The sequence below is a fragment of the Phaeobacter sp. HS011 genome, assembly GCF_018101215.1.
Classification (GTDB): domain Bacteria; phylum Pseudomonadota; class Alphaproteobacteria; order Rhodobacterales; family Rhodobacteraceae; genus Phaeobacter; species Phaeobacter inhibens.
Map to the genome: position 1 here is coordinate 183043 of NZ_JAGEUF010000001.1, position 22216 is coordinate 205258.

The following is a 22216-nucleotide window of genomic DNA, read 5'->3' on the forward strand; positions in this document are numbered from 1 at the left end:
ACTGCTGATGTGCGAAGGTGCACATAAGTCGCCCGTGGGAGCCTCTTTCTGGGAGACCGTGACAACAGGGGGCTATGCCCTTTGGTGCAATCAGGCTACATCCGCCGGGACGAGCTCCGTGGTGCTGACCGGGGCGGAAGAACAGGGTGAGGACACGGGTGATGGGCCAGAGGGCTGGATCGGGCGAGACGAAGGATGAGATTTTGGCAACGGTGGATGCCTCCGCGCCGCGGCGGGTGCTGGCAGCGGTGATGCTGATCGTGGTCGGGGCGCTGGCAATCTATGTGGCACTGGCCAAACCGCCAGCCCCCCATTGGCTGGTGTTCCTGCTGGCCATTGGTGGGTTTTGCCTGTGGCTGGCCATGCGTCTATGGCAGGCTACCGCGTTGCGGATTGAATTGACCGAAGAGGTGCTGCGTAGTTCCGACGGGGCAGTGATAGCCGAGGTGGCGGATGTTGTTGCGGTGGATCGTGGGGTGTTTGCGTTCAAACCGTCGAACGGCTTTCTGATCCGAACAGCCACCAAGGGTGCGCGCAGCTGGCGGCCGGGGCTTTGGTGGCGACTGGGGCATCGGATTGGCATTGGGGGCGTCACGCCGGGTGCGCAGAGCAAATCCATGGCGGAAATCCTGGCGATCATGATTGCACGGCGTGAGGCTGGGCAGTCGCAGAGCTAAGGCGGCATCTGTATTTTCGAATGGCAAAAGCCGCCACCGATGCCGGAGGCGCCTTTGTTGGTTGAGCAGCAGGTCTAGTCCGTCGCGCCGCTGTTGTCATTGTGGTCACCGCCGCCGCTGTCCTGACCTTCAAACTTCACTTGCGGTGCGAAACGCGGGCGGGTGAAGACGAAATTCTGGATGTCCATATCTGGCAGGCCAACGTTGAAGGCCGGGTCGATATCGTTCTTGGTTTCCACCAGAATCACCCGCTCCTGATCCGGCATGGTCGGCAGATCATCCTTGACCTCCTGAATGTTGCCGTCCTGCCATTCGGTGAATTTGCCGCCACGCACCTTGGACCAGTCCACATAGTAGCGGTTATCGTCCTCATCCCAGCGGATCACCGAGATCCTGAGAGAAATAGAGGAGTCGACGCGGATCAGCAGCTTGGCCAGATCATGCATGCTGTCGATGTAATCCTCATTCAGGGTCGAGGTCTCGCGGGAGATCAGGTCCGAGATGGTATAAGCCGCTTTCAGATTGACCCCTTCCTGACGGAAAGCATCAAAATAGGTGTAGATTGCTGCAAAGACGCCAAGCAGCAGCGGCATGTAGAAGGCAAACTCAACCGAGACCGAGCCATCGGTTTCGCGTCGGTAGCGGTGGAACAGGGTGCGGATACGGGTCAACATGGCTTACCGGGGCTCCTGAACAAAGGCTGAGGTCGCATAGAGGCGGATCCGGCCGTCGGCATCATTGTCCATATCGTCAGCCAGGCCCCAATGAGGAAACACGGGCTTCATGGCCATGCAGGCGCGGATGAACATCAGCTCGTTGGAGTCGCCGGTGACAAAATTGCGCACGGGCTGCACGTCCTCAACCCGGTTGATGCAGTCGGGAACCGGGTCAACCGGCGTCCAGGCATAAGGATCAACCTGTACCATTTCGAGCCGCAGTGACGTGCCGCAGTTGCGGATAAACCCAGAGCGGCGGCAAACCTCGTCGCGGATCTCATTGTGCTGTTTTGGAACGCCGGTTGAGAGGCGCAGGCCGCGCACGGTCTGATCCAGTGCCCGTTCCAGCATGGATTGCTGGATGGTGATCATGCCCAGTTCCACTGTGTTCATCAGCAGAAACAGAAAGGCGGGGATCACGATGGCGAATTCAACCGTGGCGTTGCCATCCTCGCGCTTGCGGAACAGGCGCAGGGCGCGGCGTAGCCGACTGGGCTTTTGATGTTGGTTGCGGCGAGTCATTGCGTCAGCCTCAGCTGGCGGATCGACGTCGCGATCGAGGCAAAGGCGTCGCGGATCTCAAGCCCGCGCACATCAAAGTGATGCGCATCTGAGCTGGCACAATCCTTCAGCACCGCAGTGCCGCTGCTGGGCGCCTCAAACCCGATGGTGTAGACAACGATGCCCTGATTTTTGGCGGCGTTGCAGACCGCGCGGGTGCGGGCGTCCTTGGTGCTGGTGTTCCAGTAGTCATAGACGCCGTAGTACCAGACGCTGCGCGCCGAGGACTGACCCATCCAATCGCCATAGAGGTACTTGTAGAGATATTTCAGCGAGGTTTCACCGAACAGCTCACCCCAGCTCAGGCGTTTGACATTCGCAGGCTCCCCCTGTTCGTCCTGCCACCAGCAGCTGTAGCTACCACATTTGCGATAGCTGCCCTGACCATAGGCGTGATCTTCCCAGCGGTTCATGCGGTCCCACCAGTATTTGTCGCGCTGCGGATCGTAGAGCGAGTAGCGTGGGTTCGAGCCGGTGGCGGCAGAGTTGTACCAGACGTCGGAGGATCCTTCCCGGTGGTCGGACTCGACATAGTACTGGTTGGTATTCTTGCCGTCGGTCATCAGCACGATAACCTTGACCGTTTCGTGATCATTGAACGCCGCCGGGCGATTATTGAACGTAGCTGGCACCATGGCCCCACCGCCTGATGCCAGCGCGCTGATGGCAGGGCGCGCACTTGGATCGAGCAGGGCGGTGCCCCATTTCATGCCAACATCGATCGATGTGTTACCTTTTGCACTCAGGCCGTCGATGAAGCCTTTGAGTGTGTTCGCATCCTTCTGGAATGGCAGGATTTCGCGGTCGGCCCTGTCTTCACAAGTTGGGCTGCCCAGCGGGTTTGCGCTGGCGCGATAGTCACTGCCGGACCACACGCTGAAGTGCATCGTCCGGTCCAGTTCTTCGGTGGTGGACAGAGCGGTGGTCTGAAAATGGCTGCCGATAAAATTCACGCAGTTGGAATATGCGTGTTCGTCGGTGGTGTTGTACTGATCCATCAACTCGGTCGGCAGGCTGACCTGTGTGGCGTAGGGGATGATGGAGATCGACATCTTGTTGTCGATGGTATTGGCGATCATCGTGTCGACGAAATCTTTTGCCGCGACCTTGAGATTGGCCAGGCGGCTGTTGCTGCCCATCGATCCGGAGACATCCAGCACCAATGAGATCTCCAGCCCGTCGATACTCTCTTCGGCGCGGGAGGTTGCATAGAGCGGCATGTCCTGGCCGCTGGAGAATTTGAGCATGTGGGTTTCAAATGTGGTGTCGATGGTGCTTTGCACCTTTTTGAACCCGAGCCCGGTTTCAGCCACCGGGGGCGTGTAGTATTTATTGAGCCCCGCCTTGCTGAGATAGTCCTGAACCACCGCTGCAGGAGGCAGTGGCTGGTCGAGATCGGCAGCCGCCAGAACTGCGCGGTCAAGGGTATACTGCAGGATGGTACGGTCCCGTTCCATACGCATCAGATCAACGCCAATCCCGCCGACGGCCAGCATTGACAGCAGGAAGCCCACCATGGGTTTCAGCAGCACGCCCGAGTCATCCTGCCGGAAAGCGCGCAGCTGCGCCCCGCTGCGAATGCAGGCGGTCAGGCAGGCCTGTCGGGCCGCGATGGATATCTTGTCAGAACGCATAGTCATGTGTCGAACCCCCAGCCGCTTAACCCCCCGGCACAGCGCCATCAGAAATGGAATTTCACACATATTAATGCTTTATGAAGGTGGCGGAATTGGGGCGTATACCGGACCAAATCGCGCGCATTGTCCTTGAATTTAACGGTAATGTGGCGTGCGCGCGCGGGTTGTTCAGTGCGCGTCAACAAATCGGAAGCGACCTGCCAAACGTGGCGACTCAGTCAAATACCGCATGCCCTCAATTTGCCTAATATTGATTCTTTTTGCTCGGGAATGGTCAAAAAGGTCGCACCTTCTTAATCCAAGAGTCATAGTGTCCGGACACTATCTCACTGAGTCGACGCAGAAGCACGGAGTACAGCCGATGAGCAGTGCAACAGAACCCAGTTTTCGCCAGAGTGTGGACCTGATGTTCAACAGGGCGGTGTCCCTGATGGACCTGCCACCGGGTCTGGAAGAGAAGATCAGGGTTTGCAACGCGACCTATACCGTGCGCTTTGGCGTGCGCCTGCGTGGGGGGATTCAGACCTTCACCGGGTATCGTTCGGTGCATTCCGAACATATGGAGCCTGTGAAGGGCGGCATCCGCTATGCGATGGGCGTGAATCAGGATGAGGTTGAGGCGCTGGCGGCGCTGATGACCTATAAATGTGCGCTGGTCGAGGCGCCGTTTGGTGGCTCCAAGGGCGGGTTGTGCATTGACCCGCGCCAGTACGAAGAGCACGAGCTGGAGCTGATCACACGCCGTTTTGCCTATGAACTGGCCAAACGCGACCTGATCAACCCATCCCAGAACGTTCCAGCCCCCGATATGGGCACTGGCGAACGCGAGATGGCGTGGATTGCAGACCAATATGCGCGGATGAACACCACGGATATCAACGCCAAGGCCTGTGTCACCGGCAAACCGCTGAACGCGGGCGGTATCGCTGGCCGGGTCGAGGCGACGGGTCGCGGCGTGCAGTATGCTCTGCGCGAATTCTTCCGCAACCCGGAGGATGTCGCGGCTGCCAATATGGACGGCAAACTGGACGGCAAGCGCGTCATCGTTCAGGGCCTCGGCAACGTGGGCTACCACGCGGCCAAATTCCTGATGTCGGAAGACGGCGCCAAGATCACCGCTGTGATCGAGCGCGACGGTGGTCTGATCGACGAAAAAGGTCTCGATATCGAAGCGGTGTTCCAGTGGATCGCCAACAACGGCGGCGTGACGGGCTATCCGGATGCGCGGTATGTTGAAAATGGCGCGCTGCTGTTGGAAGAGGATTGCGATATCCTGATCCCGGCGGCTCTGGAGGGGGTGATCAACCTCACCAATGCAGCCAACATCAAAGCGCGCCTGATCATTGAGGCGGCAAATGGCCCCGTCACTGCGGGCGCGGATGAGATACTGCGCGACAAAGGGACTGTAATCATTCCCGACATGTACGCCAACGCGGGCGGTGTGACGGTCTCCTACTTTGAGTGGGTCAAAAACCTCAGCCACATCCGCTTTGGCCGGATGCAACGCCGCCAGGAAGAGGCGCGTCATCAGCTGGTTGTGGATGAGCTGGAGGCCCTGTCTGAAAGCCTGGGCAAGACCTGGACGCTGAACCCCAAGTTCACCGAACGCTACCTGCGAGGCGCTGATGAGCTGGAGCTGGTGCGCTCCGGTCTGGATGACACCATGCGCACGGCCTATCAGTCGATGCGGGAGGTCTGGCACGGCCGCAATGACGTGACTGATCTGCGTACAGCCGCTTATCTGGTGTCCATTGACAAGGTTGCCAAAAGCTACCGCGCCAAGGGGCTTTGACCTTATTCAAGGCAGCTCTTTTGGATCATACATAAGAAAAGAGGCGGCATGTCCCGCCTCTTTTTTCGTTTTAGTAGCCTATGCGTGTGATTTTGGGGTGAACGCGACCCGGTGCTGGCGGTCTGCGTCGCTTTCAGTACTGGACATATGTGTCCTGAATGTGCTGCTGATAACGGGCGACTGATCTGCACGGGGCTGGTATCCCAGTGGCGTTCCGGTCAGACTGGCACGCGACGACACCAAGGCAGTTGGTCGGGCAAAGGCCCGCGTCTGATCGCCGGGTAAAAGACCAAGGGGGCGGGGATGCGATTTTCTGGCTGGCGTGTGCTGCGCGAAGGGCTGACGGGCAATCGGGGCTGGCAGGGCCATTGGCGCGACCCGGATCCGAAACCCGAATATGATGCGGTGATCATCGGCGGCGGTGGTCATGGGCTGGCGACCGCCTATTATTTAGCCAGGGATCACGGCATGACCAATATCGCCGTGCTGGAGCGTGGCTATATCGGCGGCGGCAATGTGGGGCGCAACACCACCATCGTTCGGGCGAATTATTATTTGCCGGGCAACTCTGAGTTCTACTCCCATTCCCTGAAGCTGTGGGAGGGGCTGGAACAGGATCTGAATTACAACGCGATGATGTCGCAGCGCGGGATTTTGAACGTTTTTCACAATGATGCACAGCGTGACAGTGCAGTGCGGCGGGCGAATTCGATCATCAATCAGGGTGATGATGCCGAGATCCTGTCCCGCGACCAACTGCGCGAGATGGCGCCGCTGCTGAACTATGACAACAACCGTTTTCCTATTCAGGGGGCGCTACTACAGCGCCGGGCGGGCACGGCGCGCCATGATGCGGTGGCCTGGGGGTTTGCACGGGGGGCGGATCAGCGCGGTGTTGATATCCTGCAGAACTGTGAGGTGACCGGCATTCGGACTGAGGGTGGCAAGGTCATCGGGGTTGAGACCTCCCGTGGTCTGATCCGCGCGGGCAAGGTGGCGATGGCCGCCGCCGGGCGGTCCAGTCAGGTGGCGGCCATGGCTGGTCTGACCCTGCCGATTGAGAGCCATGTTTTGCAGGCGTTTGTTTCAGAAGGGCTGAAGCCGATCATTGATCATGTCATCACCTTTGCAGAGGGGCATTTGTATATCAGCCAGTCGGACAAGGGTGGTTTGGTCTTTGGCAGCTACCTTGATCTCTACGCTTCTTATGCGGCGCGGGGGAACCTGCCGATGGTGGAACACACAATGGAGGCTTGTATGGCGATGCTGCCCGCCATCGGCAAGGCACGGCTGTTGCGCAGCTGGGGCGGCATTATGGATATGACTCCGGATGGCTCGCCCATCATAGACCGGACATCGATTGAGGGGCTCTATCTCAATGCGGGCTGGTGCTATGGCGGGTTCAAGGCAACGCCGGCCTCTGGGCAGTGTTATGCCCATCTGATCGCCACGGACCGTCCACATGAGGCCGCGGCGGCATTCCGGCTGGAGCGGTTCGAAACTGGCCATGGCCTGATGGATGAGGAGGCGACCGGTGCGCAGCATAATCTGCATTGATCCCTGCAGTGCCGAATTTGCGCCTGCGATTGCCGCAGCGGTGGATATGAGTATATTTGGAAAGGTGAAAGGGCGTCGGCCATGAGGATTACCTGCCCCCTATGTGGTGAGCGCGATCGGCGCGAGTTCTATTACCGGGGTGCCGCGCTTGAGGCACCTACAGAGGGCGGCAGCCTTGAGGCGTGGCATGCCCATGTCCATTTGCGGGACAATCCCGCCGGTCCGGTTGAGGAATGGTGGTATCACCAGCAAGGCTGCGGCAGCTGGATCCGGGTGCGGCGCGACACGTCCAGCCACGAGATGTTCGCGGTGCAGCTGGCATCTGCACAGGAGGATCTGTGATGCGGATCGCAGGATGGGCGGGGATGTCCGATACGCGCGAGGTCGGCTTTTCCTTCAATGGGCGCGCCCTGACGGGGCGGGAAGGGGAGCCGCTGGCGGCAGCCCTGCTGGCCAATGACATTCATCTGGTGGGGCGGTCGTTCAAATATCACCGCCCACGCGGCATCCTGACTGCTGGCAGTGAAGAACCCAACGCGTTGGTCACCTTGGGAGAGGGGGCAGCACAGGAGCCCAATCTGAGGGCGACAACGCTGCCCTTGTATGAAGGACTGGCGGCGCGCAGTCAGAATTGCTGGCCGTCGGTTGGTTTTGACGTGATGGCGGTGAACGATCTGGCCGCACCGTTTCTGGGCGCGGGGTTTTACTACAAGACCTTTATGTGGCCTGCAGCGTTCTGGGAAAAGATTTATGAGCCGGTCATTCGCCGTGCGGCGGGGCTTGGCGCATTGTCTGGCGCGCCGGATGATGGGATCTATGAAAAGGCCTATGGGTTCTGCGATCTCTTGGTGATCGGCGCCGGGCCTGCGGGGCTGATGGCGGCACTTACGGCGGCGCGGGGCGGGGCGGATGTGATCCTGTGCGACGAGGATAGCCAGCCCGGCGGTCGATTGCTCAGCGAACAAGAGACCATCAATGGAAACCCGGCGCAGCAGTGGGTTGCGGCCACGCTGGCAGAGCTGGACAGTCTGGACAATGTGCGCCGTATGGCGCGCACGAGCGTGACAGGTGTTTACGATCAGGGAACCTACGGCGCGCTTGAGACAATACCTGCCGGTAGCGGCAAACCCGCGCGCGCTTGTTTCTGGCGGCTGGTTGCGAAACGCGCGATCCTTGCCGCAGGCGCGTTGGAGCGCCCCGTGGCCTTTGCCAATAATGACCGGCCGGGGATCATGATGGCCGGGGCTGTGCGCAGTTACCTCAATCGTTGGGGGGTGGCGCCGGGGGAAGGGGTGACCGTGTTTGCCAACAACGATGATGCCCACCGCACCGCGCGGGATCTTGTTGCGGCCGGGGTGCATGTTGCAGCGGTGATCGACAGCCGCCATGACGCACCACAGAGTGATGCTTTTCGGGTGATCCGGGGGGCGCAGGTCTGCAATGCCTCTGGCCGCCAACGGTTGGAGAGCCTGACCCTGCGATCGGTATCGGGAGAGGAGAAATTGCAGACGGACTGTCTGGCCATGTCCGGTGGTTGGAACCCGACGCTGCATCTGACCTGCCATCTGAACGGACGGCCCCGCTGGCGGCGGGACCTTGCGTGTTTTGTGCCGCAGGACGGCGCGGTTCCTGGGCTGGAGGCCGTGGGGGCCTGTCGCGGGCGCTTCACCACCACAGCCGCTTTGCAAGATGGGGCAGAGGCCGGCGCGCGAGCATTAGAGGCATTGGGCAAGCGGGCTGTTGCGGCAGAGCTGCCTGAGGCCGAGCAGGCGGAATATCGCATTTCCCCGCTGTGGTCGGTGCCGGGGCGGGGGCGCGCCTGGGTTGATTTTCAGAATGATGTCACGGTCAAGGACATCTGTCAGGCTGGGCGTGAGAACTTTCGCTCGGTTGAGCATATGAAACGCTACACGACCCAAGGTATGGCCACGGATCAGGGAAAAAGCTCAAATGTGGTGGCGCTGGCGGTTCTGGCGGAGGCCACGGGGCGCAGTATCCCAGAGACCGGCACCACCACCTTTCGCCCGCCCTATGTGCCAGTGCCGATTGGCGTGATGGGGGCAGGGGCAGAGGATCAGGGCTTTGCGCCCCGGCGGTTGCTGACGTCGCATCGGCTGGCGGAGGATATGGGCGCCCATATGATGGAGGTTGGGCTTTGGTATCGGGCCAGCTATTTTCCCAAACCCGACGAGACCCATTGGCGGCAGTCCTGTGACCGCGAGGTTGGGTATGTGCGCAATGCGGTGGGGGTCGCGGATGTCTCCACCCTCGGCAAGATTGATATTCAGGGGCCGGATGCGGCGCGGCTGCTGGACTTTGTTTATGCCAATGGTTTTGCCAAGCTGAAACCCGGTCGGGTGCGCTATGGTCTGATGCTGCGCGAAGATGGATTTGTCATGGATGACGGCACAACGGCCTGTCTTGCGCCGAACCACTATGTGATGACCACAACAACCGCCGCTGCCGGGCAGGTAATGGCGCATCTGGAGTTCGTGACGCAGGCGTTGCACCCGGATTGGGATGTGCGGATCAATTCGGTCACCGAGCAATGGGCGCAGTTTTCCGTCGCAGGCCCTAAGGCGCGCGCGCTGTTGCAGGATCTGCTGGGCACGGCCTTTGAACCCGCTGATTGGCCGTTCATGGCCTGTGGTGAGATCGCGCTGGGCGAGATCTCCGCGCGGCTGTTTCGGATCTCATTCTCCGGTGAGGAAGCTTATGAACTGGCGGTACCGGCGCGCTACGGTGAGAGCCTGTTTGGCGAGTTGCTGCGCCGGGCCGAGGGGCTGGGCGGTGGGGCCTACGGGTTGGAAGCCCTGAACGTCTTGCGGATTGAGAAAGGGTTTCTGACCCATGCGGAGATCAACGGCACGGCCACGCTGCATGATCTGGGCTTTGGCGGCATGCTGGCGTCTGGCAAGCCTTGTGTGGGTCGCGAATTGGCACAGCGCGAGGGGCTGACGGCCAGGGATCGGATGCGGCTTGTGGGGATCAAACCGATCGGTGCCGTGCAGCAGTTGACAGCGGGCGCGCATCTTTTTGATCCGCAGGACCCGGTCGAGCGCGCCCATGATCAGGGCTATGTGACCTCCGTCTGCTATGCGCCGACGCTGGGTCATATGATTGGTCTGGCGCTGATCAAGGCTGGCCCGGACCGGATTGGTGATCCCATTCGCATGGTGGATCACACCGCGGGTCTGGATACGCTTTGCGAGATTGTGGAGCCAGTGTTCTTTGACCCGGAAGGGGAGCGTGCCCGTGGTTGAGTTGAGTGTAAAAACCCCCTGTGCCGGGCTGCTGCCCCTGGAGGTCGGGGAGCTGTCGTTGACGGAAGCGCCGGGTGAAGGGATGACGACGCTGGCGCCCTATGCGGGGCAGGTTGCTGCGCTGTCGGCTGCCCTGGAGGCAGCCCACGGGCTGCGCTGGCCGACGCCGAACCGCAGCCATGCCAAAGCGGGCGCGCGGATTATCTGGTTCGGCCGCGAGATGGCACTGCTGAGCGGGACCCGCCCGGATCCTGCGCTGGCAGAGCATGCAGCGCTTACCGATCAGAGCGATGGTTGGGCGGTGGTCCGGCTGGAGGGGGCGCAGGGAGATGCGGTGCTGGCGCGGCTGTGCCCGGTGGATCTGCGGCCAAGTGTGTTCAAACGCGGCCACACAGCTCGCTGTGAGTTGAAACACATGGCGGCGTCCATCACGCGGCTGGGGCCAAAGACCCTGCAGATCATGGTGTTCCGGTCCATGGCGGAGACACTTGTGGATGATCTGAAAACAGCGATGGAAGCTGTCGCGGCACGGGGGTAATCTCTCTGGATCACCAACTGATTCCGGGAGTCATCTGTATGATCCGTCTTGCCCTTGTCGCGGCATTGCTGGCAACGCCAGTCTATGCGGCTGAAAAGAAAGAAAAAAGCTGCAAGTATCAAGGGCAGGTCATGGCGGCGGTGCAACAGGCGCGGCTGGACCGGGTGAAGCAGGCGGACGTCGGCCAGACGATTCTGGCCAGCAACCCCAGCTGGCCTGACCAGTACAGCAAGGCCATTCCGCAGCTGACGGCCCATGTCTACAGCCTGCGCAAACGTGACCTGCGCGATACGGATCTCGGGGCATTGATGGAACAGCAGTGCCTGGAGAACTGGGATCAGATCCAGAAGATGAAAAAGCAGCTGCAGAGCAACTGAGATGTCGCTTCCCCCCGGTTTCCTTGACGAATTGCGCACCCGCGTCAGCCTCACGCAGGTTGTCGGGCGCAAGGTCATGTGGGATCAGCGCAAATCGAACCAGGGCAAGGGCGACATGTGGGCACCTTGCCCGTTTCACCATGAGAAATCCGCCAGCTTTCACGTCGATGACCGCAAAGGCTTCTACTACTGCTTTGGCTGCCACGCCAAAGGGGACGCGCTGAAATTTGTGCAGGAAACCGAAAACGTCGGGTTTATGGAGGCGGTGCAGATTCTGGCGCAGGAGGCGGGGATGGAGATGCCCGCCCGTGATCCGAGAGCGCAGCAGAAACAGGATCACCGGGCCCAGCTGGCCGAGGTCATGGAGCAGGCCGTGCGGTTTTTTCGCCTGCAACTCAACACGCGGGCCGGGGAAGGCGCGCGCAGCTATCTGGCGCGGCGTGGGCTGAGCGGCCCGGCGCTGGAACGCTGGGAGATCGGCTTCGCACCGGAAGGGTGGCAGAATCTCTGGGATGCGTTGCGTGGCAAAGGGGTGCCGGAAGAGCTGATCATGGGGGCGGGCCTTGCCAAACCGTCCAACAAAGGGGGCAAACCCTACGATACGTTCCGTAACCGGATCATGTTTCCCATCCGCGATGCGCGGGGGCGGGCGATTGCCTTTGGCGGGCGTGCAATGGATCCGCGTGACAATGCGAAATATCTGAACTCGCCGGAGACGGCGCTGTTTGACAAGGGGCGCAGCCTATACAATCACGGGCCTGCGCGCACCGCATCGGGGAAATCTGGCCAGCTTTTGGTCGCCGAAGGTTACATGGATGTGATCGCGCTTGCCGAGGGTGGCTTTGAGGCGTCGGTGGCGCCTCTGGGGACCGCGATCACTGAAAACCAGTTGCAGATGCTATGGCGGATCGCCGATGAGCCGATCATTGCGCTGGATGGTGACACCGCAGGCCTGCGTGCGGCGATGCGGTTGATTGATCTGGCTCTGCCGTTGCTGGAAGCCGGAAAATCCCTGCGCTTTGCGCTGATGCCAGAGGGCAAGGACCCGGATGATCTGATCCGCGCCGAAGGGCGCGAGGCCGTGCAAGCGGTGCTGGATCAGGCGATGCCCATGGTACGGCTGCTCTGGCAGCGCGAAACCGAAGGCAAGGTGTTTGACAGCCCGGAACGCAAGGCCGCGCTGGACAAGGCGCTGCGCGACAAGATCCGACTGATCCGTGACCCTTCGATCCGCCGTCACTATGGCGAGGATTTGCAGGATCTGCGCTGGGAACTGTTTCGGGGAGGGCGCCCGCGGGAGGAGGCAGCCGGATCGGGTCTGGATCTTGGCTTTGATGCCGCGCCTGATGCCGGTTTTGATCCGGGGGCCAGGCCGGCAGATGATCCTGGTTTCGGTGCAGATTACGACGCCGGATATGATCCCGGGTATGATACAGCGGGCTACGATCCGGGATTTGATCCCGGTTATGACGCCGGACCCTACGATAATGGGCCGGCGCCTGCTGGTGTGCCAGCAGGTCGGCCAGACACATCTGGTAGCCAGGGCTATTCAGGCAAACAAGGCGGCTATGCCGCTGGTAAATCGCGTAAGAGCGGCGGGTTTCGTGATGGTACGCGGATGCCCTGGCGGGGCAAGAACGCCCCACCGCAGCCGCTGGAAACCACGCGTAACTCTCTGCTGGCCGGTGGCAGCGAAGAGTCACTGGCGCGGGTGCGCGAGGCGGTGATTCTGGCCACGGTGATCACCACCCCGGCTGTCGTCGCCAAATATGAGGTCAATCTGGAACGCATGGCCTGTATCGGATCGGATCACGCGCTGCTGCGTGATCTGGTGCTGCGCCATGGCATTGATGCACCGGAACGGCTGAAAGAAGAAATAGCTACGGCTGCCGGGGCACATGCTCTTGAAAACCTCTTTGCGCTTCGCCATGTGGCAATCAGCCCCTGTCTGCGGCGACCCGGTGACGTTGAAGTGGCCAGTCTGACCCTGGCGGAGGAGTTTGCCAAACTGGAGGCGAGCCGCGGTCTGGATGCCGAACTGGCCGAGGCGGAAGAGGATCTGGACGGACTGGCAGATGAAGCCGTGACATGGCGACTGGGGCAGGCGGCAGAAGCCCGCAACAAGGCCGTGCGCAGCGAGAATGAAGATCGTGCGCAATATGATGTTGGGGAGAACGGAGCGCGTCTGAACCGTGAGGAACGTGACGCTTTCGGCGCCCTTTTGGAACGAATTGGCTACTCCAAGAAGTGACCGCTGCGCCGCAGTGAGTCGTTTTGCTAAGGAAGAGCGAAAGAAAAACGGGTAAACCGGGTGACGAATCAGCGGATCGCGATAATGATTCGCGAAACCGAATCGCCCCAGCCCCTACGAGGAGCATTGAATGGCCGCCAAAGATACCGACGACCGCAAACCTGACGATCAGGAGCCCGAAATCTCTCTCGACATGAGCCAGACTCAGGTCAAGAAGATGATCGCCGAAGCGCGTGAGAAGGGCTACATCACCTATGATCAGCTCAATCAGGTCCTGCCGCCGGATCAGGTAAGTTCGGAGCAGATCGAGGATGTGATGTCCATGCTCTCCGAAATGGGCATCAACATCATCGAGGATGAGGAAGCCGAAGAGGAAGAGCAGAAAGGCTCGACCGAACTGGTGACCACCGAGAGCAACCGCGAAGTGGCGGTGGCCGGGGCGGCAGCTGAGAAGCTGGACCGCACCGATGACCCCGTGCGGATGTATCTGCGCGAGATGGGATCCGTTGAACTGCTGAGCCGCGAGGGCGAGATCGCTATCGCCAAGCGGATTGAGGCCGGTCGCAACACGATGATTGCAGGCCTCTGCGAGAGCCCGCTGACCTTCCAGGCGATCACCATCTGGCATGATGAACTTCTGTCCGAAGACATTCTGCTACGCGATGTGATCGACCTTGAGGCGACATTCGGCAATCAGCTGGATGAGGATGGCGAGGTGAGCGAGCCGGTGGTGGATACCTCCGCCGTAGCCGCGAACAAGCCCGCCGCCAAGGAAACCGGCCCCGAGCTGGATGCAGACGGCAACCCGATTGCGCAGGACGATGACGACGACGAGGACGATCAGGCCAATATGTCCCTCGCTGCGATGGAAGCGGCGCTGAAGGACAAGGTCCTGACCACTCTGGAGCAGATCTCCTCGGACTATGCACAGCTGAGCGAGATGCAGGACAGCCGGATTTCGGCCACCCTGAACGAGGATGGCTCCTTCAGCGCGCGTGACGAGCAGGTCTACCAGTCCCTGCGCTCTGAAATCGTACTGCTGGTGAACGAGTTGCACCTGCACAACAACCGGATCGAAGCGCTGATTGATCAGCTTTATGGGATCAACCGTCGCGTCATGTCGATCGACAGCTCCATGGTGAAGCTGGCTGATCAGGCCCGCATTAACCGTCGTGAGTTTGTCGAAGCCTATCGCGGTCGCGAGCTGGACCCGAACTGGCTGGCCGAGATGGGCGAAAAGCCCGGGCGCGGTTGGCAGATGTTTGTCGAACGGTCGACCGAGAAGGTTGAAGAACTGCGCGCTGATATGGCGCAAGTTGGTCAATATGTGGGTCTTGATATCTCTGAATTCCGCCGCATCGTGCAGCAGGTTCAGAAGGGCGAAAAAGAGGCCCGTCAGGCCAAGAAGGAAATGGTCGAGGCAAACCTGCGTCTCGTGATTTCCATCGCCAAGAAATACACCAACCGGGGCCTGCAGTTCCTTGACCTCATTCAGGAAGGCAACATCGGCCTGATGAAGGCGGTGGATAAATTCGAATACCGTCGCGGTTATAAGTTCTCGACCTATGCGACCTGGTGGATCCGCCAGGCGATCACCCGCTCCATCGCGGATCAGGCGCGGACCATCCGTATTCCGGTCCACATGATCGAGACGATCAACAAGCTGGTCCGCACCGGTCGCCAGATGCTGCATGAAATCGGCCGCGAGCCGACGCCGGAAGAACTGGCTGAAAAGCTGCAGATGCCGCTGGAGAAGGTTCGCAAGGTGATGAAGATCGCCAAGGAGCCGATCTCTCTCGAAACCCCGATTGGGGACGAGGAAGACAGCCAGCTGGGCGATTTCATTGAGGACAAGAATGCGGTGCTGCCCTTGGATAGCGCCATTCAGGAAAACCTCAAGGAAACCACAACCCGGGTTCTGGCCTCACTCACCCCGCGTGAAGAACGGGTTTTGCGGATGCGGTTTGGTATCGGGATGAATACCGACCACACGCTGGAGGAAGTTGGCCAGCAGTTCAGCGTAACCCGTGAACGGATCCGTCAGATCGAGGCCAAGGCGCTCAGAAAGCTGAAGCATCCGAGCCGTTCGCGCAAACTGCGTTCCTTCTTGGATCAGTAGCACTGATGCATAGCATCGGAGTACCAGGCGTCCCATGCGGGGCGCCTTTTTTATTGCGCGTGCCACAGGGCTGCACTGGATGAAGAGTGAAATACGAGGCGCTTGACGAGATGTCGGACAGGTCGGTTCGTTAACCATTCCTAACGGTCAACAATTGTTTTCCGCCCGCGAGTACCTAAGTTACCAACATGTTAATTTCGCGATATCGGAGGGGGTCCAATGCCGCATCATTCCAATTTGAACGACGCACTTACCGTGTTGGATGACAAACTCAGATCGCTCAGCGCGCTGACCAAAGCGAATGCATTTCTGGTGGATATCATGCGCGAGGATCGGGCGTTGCTTGAGGAACTGGATGCACCCGCTGCCCGCGCCATGCTGATGGATCGTGCTTGCGCCGCCTTCGGCCAAGAGGCTGGTGAGGCGGCTGATCCGGATGTTCTGGAGGTGCTGGCAACGGCCCTGACCGAAGGGCAAACCGCTGAAATTATACCCTTTCCCACTGAGCGCCGCCACTAACCAGCGCCTTATGTCCAAGGACATCTGTGGTGCTGCTGTAATCATCCGGAAGGGGTGCGATACCCCTCCGGATGACTTGCGACCAAGACGGTGGGAAGACAGTCAGGTCAGCCGGTAGGCATCAGGAACACTTCGCGCACGGCGTTGCGTGGATCAGCCTCCAGCGCAAAGACTACGGCATCGGCCACATCTTCGGGCTTCAACTTGTCGGGCTTGGCCTCGTCAAAGAACGCGGTGTCCACCATTCCCGGCGCGACCACCGTGCAGCGACCACCCCATTCCTTCATTTCCTCCGCCAGATTGCCACCGTAACCATGGACGAACCATTTGGAGGCGCCGTAGATCGAGCCGGGGATATGCACTCGCCCCGCTGCGGAGCCGGTCAGCACCATGTGGCCCTTCTGACGTTTCAGATGCGGGAGGGCGGCCTTGGCTGTGTAAAGGAGAGCCATGATGTTGATATGCACCAAATCGTGCCATTCAGCCGGATCTCCCTTCTCTGTGCCGGGGGTGTTCAGCCCGGTGCCCGCATTGGCAAAAGCGGCGTCCACCTGACCAAAACTGTCGCGAAGATGTTGCAGGGCAGCGACCTGATCTTCGAATTTCGTCGCATCGCCGGGCAGGACCAAGGCGCCGTCACCCAGTTCCTCAGCAAGGCTGTTCAATTTGTCCTCGGAGCGGGCAAATAGCCCGACATTCCAGCCTGCCTTATGAGCTGCGCGGGCGGTTGCAGCGCCAATGCCGCTGGAGGCGCCGGTGATGAACAAGGTTTTCTGAGCCATGAAAAGATCCTCTGTCTGATGGTTGTTTGCCCGCTCAACGCGGTGATCACCTGTTTGGTTGCGCGGCAAAGTGGCGTTACCCCGATGAATGTGATCAGTTGTGACTGGCAGCGTCCGTCTGTATCTGGAATCCTGTCCGTGGCCTCCTATCTCACACTTCAGAACCTTCATGCAGGCTTTGCGACGCCGGGTCGGTCGGACTGAAGCATTCGGTCGGGACCTGCGGCAGTTTTAGTTATTCAGGGATTGGCATCATGCGACTACCTTCATTCCTCCTAGCAGCGACGCTCGCGCTCTCGGCCTGTGCCGATGCGGCGCCCACGGGCCATGTCACTCCTGACCGGGCACGGGTTTTTGCGCTGCCTGATGGTCAATTCGAGGTGGCCCCTCCGCAGGGCGCGGTTCGTTCGGCGTTCTGGTGTGGTGCTGCGGATTACGCACGCCGCGCGTTGGGTGCTGGCTGGGCGCAGGGTATCTATGTTGCCCGTGGCCTGGGTGAGGGGGTGGCGGTGAACCGCAAATCCACCGTGCATTTCACCCTAACACCGGTCGCAAGTGAGCGCGGCGACAGCTGGCTGAAACGGACCAACGCCTATCGCGTCGGCGACCGGCTCAGTGTTCAGCAGGCTGACCACCAATGCACAACCGCTTTTACCCGCTTCTGAGAAGCACAGTAGTCCCGGACCAGGAGGTTGCCCATGCGTTTTGTTTCCCGTTTCACCTCTCGCCTTGGCATAGGTGCGGGTCGCATCATCCCCACCTCAGCCGGACGGCGCATTCCGGGAATAGTGGGGGCCGCGCTGGTGCTGGTCACCCTGTCGACACCTGCCTCTGCCTTTCGGGCCATCAACAGGCTGGAGGTGGTGCCAGCCGGGACCGGCCAGTTTGAGGTGATTGGCCGCGCCGGTGCCCTCAAATCCGACTATTGGTGTGCCGCAGGAGATTATGTGCGCAAATCCCTGGGGCTGTCCTGGCAGACGAAGATCTACGCCGTGGACGGTATCGGTGCTAGCGCCACAACCGGCGCGCGCTCTGCCGTGCGCTTCACACTGGATCCGGCAGCCGCCGGGGTGACGCCCTTTACCGGCAATTGGACCGGCGATATCCTGACCCCGGGATATGCATTCCGCGCCAATGCCGCCTATGGCAAATGCGAGGATTGGATTTTCCCCTTTCGCAGCCGCAACTGAAGCGCGCGGCACAAGGCAATCAGGACCAAGGGCAGAGGTCATGCAGGCAGAGTTCACCGTCACAACCCGTGGGCAGGGGCTGTATGAGATAACCGATCAGATCGCCCGGTGGGTGCAGGATAGCGGGCGCAGCCAGGGGCTGCTGACGCTTTTCGTGCAGCACACCTCCTGTTCGCTGTTGATCCAGGAAAATGCTGATCCGGAAGTGCAGGGTGATTTGCTTGCCTATCTGTCCCGCTTGGTGCCCCCGGCCTCCGATCCGTCGATGGCCTATCTGCGCCACACCTATGAAGGGCCGGATGACATGCCTGCCCATATCAAGGCAGCGTTGTTGCCGGTCAGCCTGTCTATCCCGGTGAGTGGTGGGCGGCCTGCATTGGGTACCTGGCAGGGGATCTACCTCTTCGAGCATCGCGACGCACCACACAGCCGTAGGGTGATCGCGCATCTGGTCTAGGCCCCGGCATCTTGTGGTCGTAATTCACCTCTACCCAAACCCTAGAGGCTGCCATATAGTTGTGGATAAGGACGCAGCGGCGTCCCGTTCACCGGCGGACTGGAACAGGGGGGACAGCTGATGCGCTGCCCGTTTTGCGGAAATATCGACACCCAAGTAAAAGACTCGCGCCCTGCTGAGGATCATGTCTCGATCCGGCGGCGCCGGTTCTGCCCGGCCTGCGGCGGACGGTTTACCACTTATGAACGGGTGCAGCTGCGTGATCTCGTTGTGATCAAGACCAACGGAAAACGCGAAGATTTCGATCGCGACAAGCTGGAGCGTTCGATCCGTATTTCCATGCAGAAGCGCCCCATCGAACCGGAACGCATTGACCAGATGATTTCGGGTATCGTGCGGCGGCTGGAAAGCATGGGTGAGACCGATATTCAGTCCAGCAAGATTGGTGAGATCGTGATGGAGGCGCTGGCCCGGATCGACACCGTCGCCTATGTGCGTTTTGCCAGTGTTTACAAGAATTTCCAGGCGGCGGACGATTTCGAGGACTTCGTTCACGAGCTGCGCCCGCCGGTGGCGCCAGAAGAGTGAGCCCCGCAGAACGGGCGCGGCCCGAGGACGCAAGGTTCATGTCGCTGGCACTGTCGCTGGGGCGGCGTGGCCAGGGGAATTGCTGGCCGAACCCGGCCGTGGGCTGCGTGATCGTGCGCGACGGACGCATCGTTGGCCGTGGGTGGACCCAACCGGGTGGTCGCCCCCATGCTGAACCACAGGCGTTGCAGCAGGCCGGAGACCTGGCCCGCGGTGCAACGGTCTATGTCTCGCTCGAACCTTGCTCTCATACCGGCAAGACCCCGCCCTGCGCGCAGGCTCTGATCAATGCTGGCGTGGCGCGTGTCGTCGCGGCGATCGAGGATAGCGATCCGCGTGTCTCAGGCCACGGGTTTGCGATGTTGCGTGACGCAGGGATCCCGGTCACCACCGGTGTCTGTTCCGATGTGGCTGCGTGGGATCATGCCGGGTTCTTTCTGAAGACCGAACAGGGACGCCCCTTTGTCACCCTGAAGCTGGCAAGCAGTTTCGACGGGCGCATTGCCACCGCTGTGGGTGAAAGCAAATGGATCACCGGGTCGGAGGCGCGGCGGGCCGTACATGCCATGCGGGCGCGCCATGATGCGGTGATGGTAGGCGGCGGCACCGCCCGGGCGGATGATCCCTCGTTGACGGTGCGGGATCTGGGGGTCGCACGCCAGCCGGTGCGGGTGGTGATCTCTCGCCATCTGGACCTGCCGTTGATGGGGCAGTTGGCGCGCAGCGCGCGCGACATTCCGGTCTGGATCTGCCACGGCGCCGGGGCCGACGCCGAACGCCTGCGCGCCTGGGAAGGATTGGGGGCGGTCTTGCTGCCCTGCGCGGCAGATGGGCTGCAGCTGGATGCGGGCGACGTGTTGCAGCAACTGGGGCAGGCGGGGCTGACACGGGTCTTCTGCGAGGGGGGGAGTGCGCTTGCGGCCTCGCTTCTGGCGCAGGATCTGGTGGATGAGCTGATCGGGTTCACCGCAGGGCTGGGTATCGGCGGCGATGGCTTGTCTTCAATCGGCAGCCTCGGGCTGGACGCATTGGCCGAGGCGCCGCGCTTTGATTTGATTGATGTCCGTCCGGTCGGAGCTGATATCCAACACCGCTGGACGCGTTCCCTGCGCTAGGGGCAGCGCCCCAAGACCGGGCAGAGCACCTTCTGCGTACGCAGCTTATCGCCAGAGGTGGGCGTAGGTGGCTAGCAGGCCCTGAAGTTTGGCAAGGGTTCTGTTGGCGGTTCCGGGTGCGGGGATGTCCCCTTTGGCCAGTCGCTCCACCACCAGTTCCACCTGACAGGGCAGGCCGCTGACCGGATCTACGTAGCGCGGGTAGTCGATCAGCGCGGCGTGTACCAACCCCATCAGCGAGGGGCGTGCCCGACGTCGGGCCACCGGGACAGCGCCCAGATCCGTGGTCAGCCCCCAGCCAGCATAGAAGGGCGCGCCAACCGTTGTGACCTTCACCCCGCGTAGCAGGGCCTCAAATCCCATTAGCGACGTCATTGTCCAAACGTCATGTACCATATCCAAAAGCGCCATCGGGTCGCTGTCGGGCACCACCACATCCGCCAGCTGCTCCGCGGCGATGCTGCCATCCCGCAGACCGGCCTCCACATCGGGGTGGGGTTTGTAGATCAGCACCGCGCCCGGGTTTGCAGCGCGGGCGGCGCGCAAAAGATCGGCGTTGGTCGCGATTTTCTCGCAACCCAGCCGAACCGAGGCATCATCCGCCACCTGTCCCACGACCAGTACCCGATGCCCCTCCGGCAGGTCCGGCACTGTGCCGCCGAGGTTGTATTTCGACAGGCTGTCTTGCACCAGTCGCTGGGTCAGGGTTTCCGCACGCTGCTGCTGCTCGGGCGTCAGGGTGGCACGGGCAGCGATCAGATCCTCCAGATCGCTGGGTTGGTGGGGGTCGTAGTAGATCCCCTGCCGGTCCACCACCAGTGACAGTGGTGGTATCAGATCCGCGCCCAAGCCGCGCGACCGCAGAAAGCCATCTTCGACACGATGGGCGCCTGGAGATTGCCTGGTGCTGGTGCGCCCGGCCCAGATCATCCAGTTGCGCCCACTTGCCTTCGCCGTCTTAGGGCTGTTGCTGAACCGCAGGCGCCGGTAGCGGCCAAAAAAGGTCTGTAGCGGGTGCCGTTTCCAAAGCCGCATGCCGGAGGCGATCCAGCCGGCGCGGTCCTGCTGCCAGGCGCGGGTCTCCGCCTCCAGCGCGTCGATCACCTCTTCCAGCTCGCACAGGCGGTCGTGATGGGGACTGTACCATGTGGGATAAAGGATCATCGCGGCTGCAAACAGCTGCGCGCGGGTCAGGCTGCGTTGGCGCCGGGTGATGGGGAATTCATCCTCGCTGAGGCCCCAGCCGGCATAGAAAGGCTGACCAAAAATGCGGGGTTTGTGGCCGCAAAGGATCGCCTCGAATCCCATTTGCGACGATACGGTATAGACCGCGATTGCGCCTTCCAGCAGTGCCCAGGGTGACACTGGCGTATCAAGGATTTCAACCCGGCCCTGCGCGTCTGCGGCGCTGTAGTAGCCCGGGCGGTGGCCCGCGCGGTCCTCCGGGTGAGATTTGATGATGATACGGGCGCCCGGATGTTCGTCCTGCGCGTAATAGAGCATCTCTTGAAACCGCGCGTGATCGGTGCCCTCGAACGGGGTCGAGGCGCGGACCGAGGCATCGCCACGGGCCTGATCGATCACCAGAACGTAGCCGGGATCAGGGACCGGTGCCTGTGGCGAATAGGCGTTGTATTTGCTCAGATGGGCGTCCTGAAGCCGCGCGATAGCGCGCCGGGCGCGCCGCATCAATGCGCTGTCATCCAGCGGATGTGAGGCCAGGAGCTGCTCCAGATCGGACGGGGTAGCAGGGTCAAAATGCAACCCGGAGCGGTCCAGCAACAGCCCCAATGGTGGCTCCCCCGCCCGGCCGGGATGGATTGAGCGGAGAAAAGCGTCCTCGACCCGCAACAGGCCACAGCCCCGCGCCTCTGCCACAGCATGGCCACGATGGGCGGTATCTGCATTGCCCCAGACCGCGACCAGATCATCGGCGGTTGGTTTGCCCAAGCGTAGGTCATACCCGGCCAGCGATAGGATACGCTGCAGCCGTTTCTGACGCAGGAAGCCGGCGTTGTAATAAAAAAGCCGGGAGCGCGCGCCCCCGGCCTTGGTTGTCGGGTGGTGTCCCGTCATG

20 protein-coding genes are annotated in these 22216 nt (G+C 61.1%); 15 read left to right on the forward strand and 5 right to left on the reverse strand.

Going from position 1 to position 22216, the window contains the following annotated elements; all coding sequences use genetic code 11:
- The first annotated feature begins 161 nt into the window (after positions 1–161).
- Positions 162–677, forward strand: coding sequence for a hypothetical protein (locus J4721_RS00890; RefSeq protein WP_027247724.1), 516 nt, complete (start codon positions 162–164; stop codon positions 675–677).
- 74 nt (positions 678–751) lie between these two features.
- On the opposite strand, the gene J4721_RS00895 is transcribed toward J4721_RS00890, so the two are convergent.
- Genes J4721_RS00895 through J4721_RS00905 form a run of 3 tightly spaced genes read right to left on the reverse strand, consistent with a single transcriptional unit; the run spans position 752 to position 3594 of the window.
- Entirely contained in the window at positions 752–1351 is a 600-nt protein-coding gene (locus J4721_RS00895) for a TadE/TadG family type IV pilus assembly protein (RefSeq protein ID WP_061048592.1), read from the reverse strand.
- A 3-nt stretch (positions 1352–1354) separates the two neighbouring features.
- Positions 1355–1915: a TadE/TadG family type IV pilus assembly protein gene (locus J4721_RS00900; protein WP_102874622.1), complete on the reverse strand. Its 561-nt coding sequence runs from the start codon at positions 1913–1915 to the stop codon at positions 1355–1357.
- Entirely contained in the window at positions 1912–3594 is a 1683-nt protein-coding gene (locus J4721_RS00905; protein WP_211001894.1) for a pilus assembly protein TadG-related protein, read from the reverse strand. The genes J4721_RS00900 and J4721_RS00905 overlap by 4 nt, the downstream gene beginning before the upstream one ends.
- A 358-nt stretch (positions 3595–3952) precedes the next feature.
- Here J4721_RS00905 and J4721_RS00910 point away from each other — a divergent pair, with 358 nt between their 5' ends.
- The 9 genes from J4721_RS00910 to J4721_RS00950 all read left to right on the forward strand — a co-directional run bounded on the left by J4721_RS00910 (position 3953) and on the right by J4721_RS00950 (position 16007).
- Positions 3953–5383: a Glu/Leu/Phe/Val dehydrogenase gene (locus J4721_RS00910; protein ID WP_014873981.1), complete on the forward strand. Its 1431-nt coding sequence runs from the start codon at positions 3953–3955 to the stop codon at positions 5381–5383.
- Between the two features lie 303 nt (positions 5384–5686).
- Positions 5687–6940: a sarcosine oxidase subunit beta family protein gene (locus J4721_RS00915; RefSeq protein ID WP_211001895.1), complete on the forward strand. Its 1254-nt coding sequence runs from the start codon at positions 5687–5689 to the stop codon at positions 6938–6940.
- Positions 6941–7021: 81 nt separating this feature from the next.
- The gene (locus J4721_RS00920; RefSeq protein WP_211001896.1) at positions 7022–7282 is read left to right on the forward strand and encodes a sarcosine oxidase subunit delta; all 261 of its coding nucleotides are present in this window, start codon (positions 7022–7024) and stop codon (positions 7280–7282) included.
- On the forward strand, positions 7282–10203 hold the full coding sequence (locus J4721_RS00925) for a sarcosine oxidase subunit alpha family protein (protein WP_211001897.1): 2922 nt from the start codon (positions 7282–7284) through the stop codon (positions 10201–10203). Before J4721_RS00920 ends, J4721_RS00925 begins: the two co-directional genes overlap by 1 nt.
- Positions 10196–10741, forward strand: coding sequence for a sarcosine oxidase subunit gamma (locus J4721_RS00930; protein WP_102874618.1), 546 nt, complete (start codon positions 10196–10198; stop codon positions 10739–10741). Before J4721_RS00925 ends, J4721_RS00930 begins: the two co-directional genes overlap by 8 nt.
- A gap of 38 nt (positions 10742–10779) precedes the next feature.
- Positions 10780–11118 (forward strand): hypothetical protein, encoded by a 339-nt coding sequence (locus tag J4721_RS00935; protein WP_102874617.1) that lies wholly within the window; start codon positions 10780–10782, stop codon positions 11116–11118.
- Position 11119: 1 nt separating this feature from the next.
- Positions 11120–13369: a DNA primase gene (dnaG, locus tag J4721_RS00940; RefSeq protein WP_211001898.1), complete on the forward strand. Its 2250-nt coding sequence runs from the start codon at positions 11120–11122 to the stop codon at positions 13367–13369.
- A 130-nt stretch (positions 13370–13499) separates the two neighbouring features.
- Positions 13500–15488: an RNA polymerase sigma factor RpoD gene (gene rpoD, locus J4721_RS00945; protein ID WP_014873988.1), complete on the forward strand. Its 1989-nt coding sequence runs from the start codon at positions 13500–13502 to the stop codon at positions 15486–15488.
- Between the two features lie 219 nt (positions 15489–15707).
- Positions 15708–16007 carry a hypothetical protein gene (locus J4721_RS00950; RefSeq protein WP_014879469.1) on the forward strand — a complete coding sequence of 100 codons (300 nt, stop codon included), beginning with the start codon at positions 15708–15710 and terminating at the stop codon, positions 16005–16007.
- A 107-nt stretch (positions 16008–16114) separates the two neighbouring features.
- Here the strand turns inward: J4721_RS00950 and J4721_RS00955 are convergent, their stop codons facing one another.
- Complete coding sequence (locus J4721_RS00955) at positions 16115–16789, reverse strand: SDR family oxidoreductase (RefSeq protein WP_014879470.1); 675 nt, start codon at positions 16787–16789, stop codon at positions 16115–16117.
- Between the two features lie 254 nt (positions 16790–17043).
- Here J4721_RS00955 and J4721_RS00960 point away from each other — a divergent pair, with 254 nt between their 5' ends.
- From J4721_RS00960 to ribD, 5 genes are all read left to right on the forward strand, one after another.
- Positions 17044–17454: a hypothetical protein gene (locus J4721_RS00960; RefSeq protein WP_211001899.1), complete on the forward strand. Its 411-nt coding sequence runs from the start codon at positions 17044–17046 to the stop codon at positions 17452–17454.
- Positions 17455–17487: 33 nt separating this feature from the next.
- Positions 17488–17979 carry a hypothetical protein gene (locus tag J4721_RS00965; protein WP_211001900.1) on the forward strand — a complete coding sequence of 164 codons (492 nt, stop codon included), beginning with the start codon at positions 17488–17490 and terminating at the stop codon, positions 17977–17979.
- 40 nt (positions 17980–18019) lie between these two features.
- Entirely contained in the window at positions 18020–18436 is a 417-nt protein-coding gene (locus J4721_RS00970; protein WP_102854265.1) for a secondary thiamine-phosphate synthase enzyme YjbQ, read from the forward strand.
- A 120-nt stretch (positions 18437–18556) separates the two neighbouring features.
- Positions 18557–19024, forward strand: a complete 468-nt coding sequence (gene nrdR / locus J4721_RS00975) for a transcriptional regulator NrdR (protein ID WP_014873994.1) — start codon at positions 18557–18559, stop codon at positions 19022–19024.
- A complete protein-coding gene (ribD, locus tag J4721_RS00980; protein WP_371816048.1) occupies positions 19021–20139 on the forward strand; it encodes a bifunctional diaminohydroxyphosphoribosylaminopyrimidine deaminase/5-amino-6-(5-phosphoribosylamino)uracil reductase RibD in 1119 nt (372 codons plus the stop codon). The genes nrdR and ribD overlap by 4 nt, the downstream gene beginning before the upstream one ends.
- A 45-nt stretch (positions 20140–20184) precedes the next feature.
- Here the strand turns inward: ribD and J4721_RS00985 are convergent, their stop codons facing one another.
- Positions 20185–22215 (reverse strand): capsular polysaccharide biosynthesis protein, encoded by a 2031-nt coding sequence (locus J4721_RS00985; RefSeq protein WP_211001902.1) that lies wholly within the window; start codon positions 22213–22215, stop codon positions 20185–20187.
- Position 22216 lies beyond the last annotated feature (1 nt).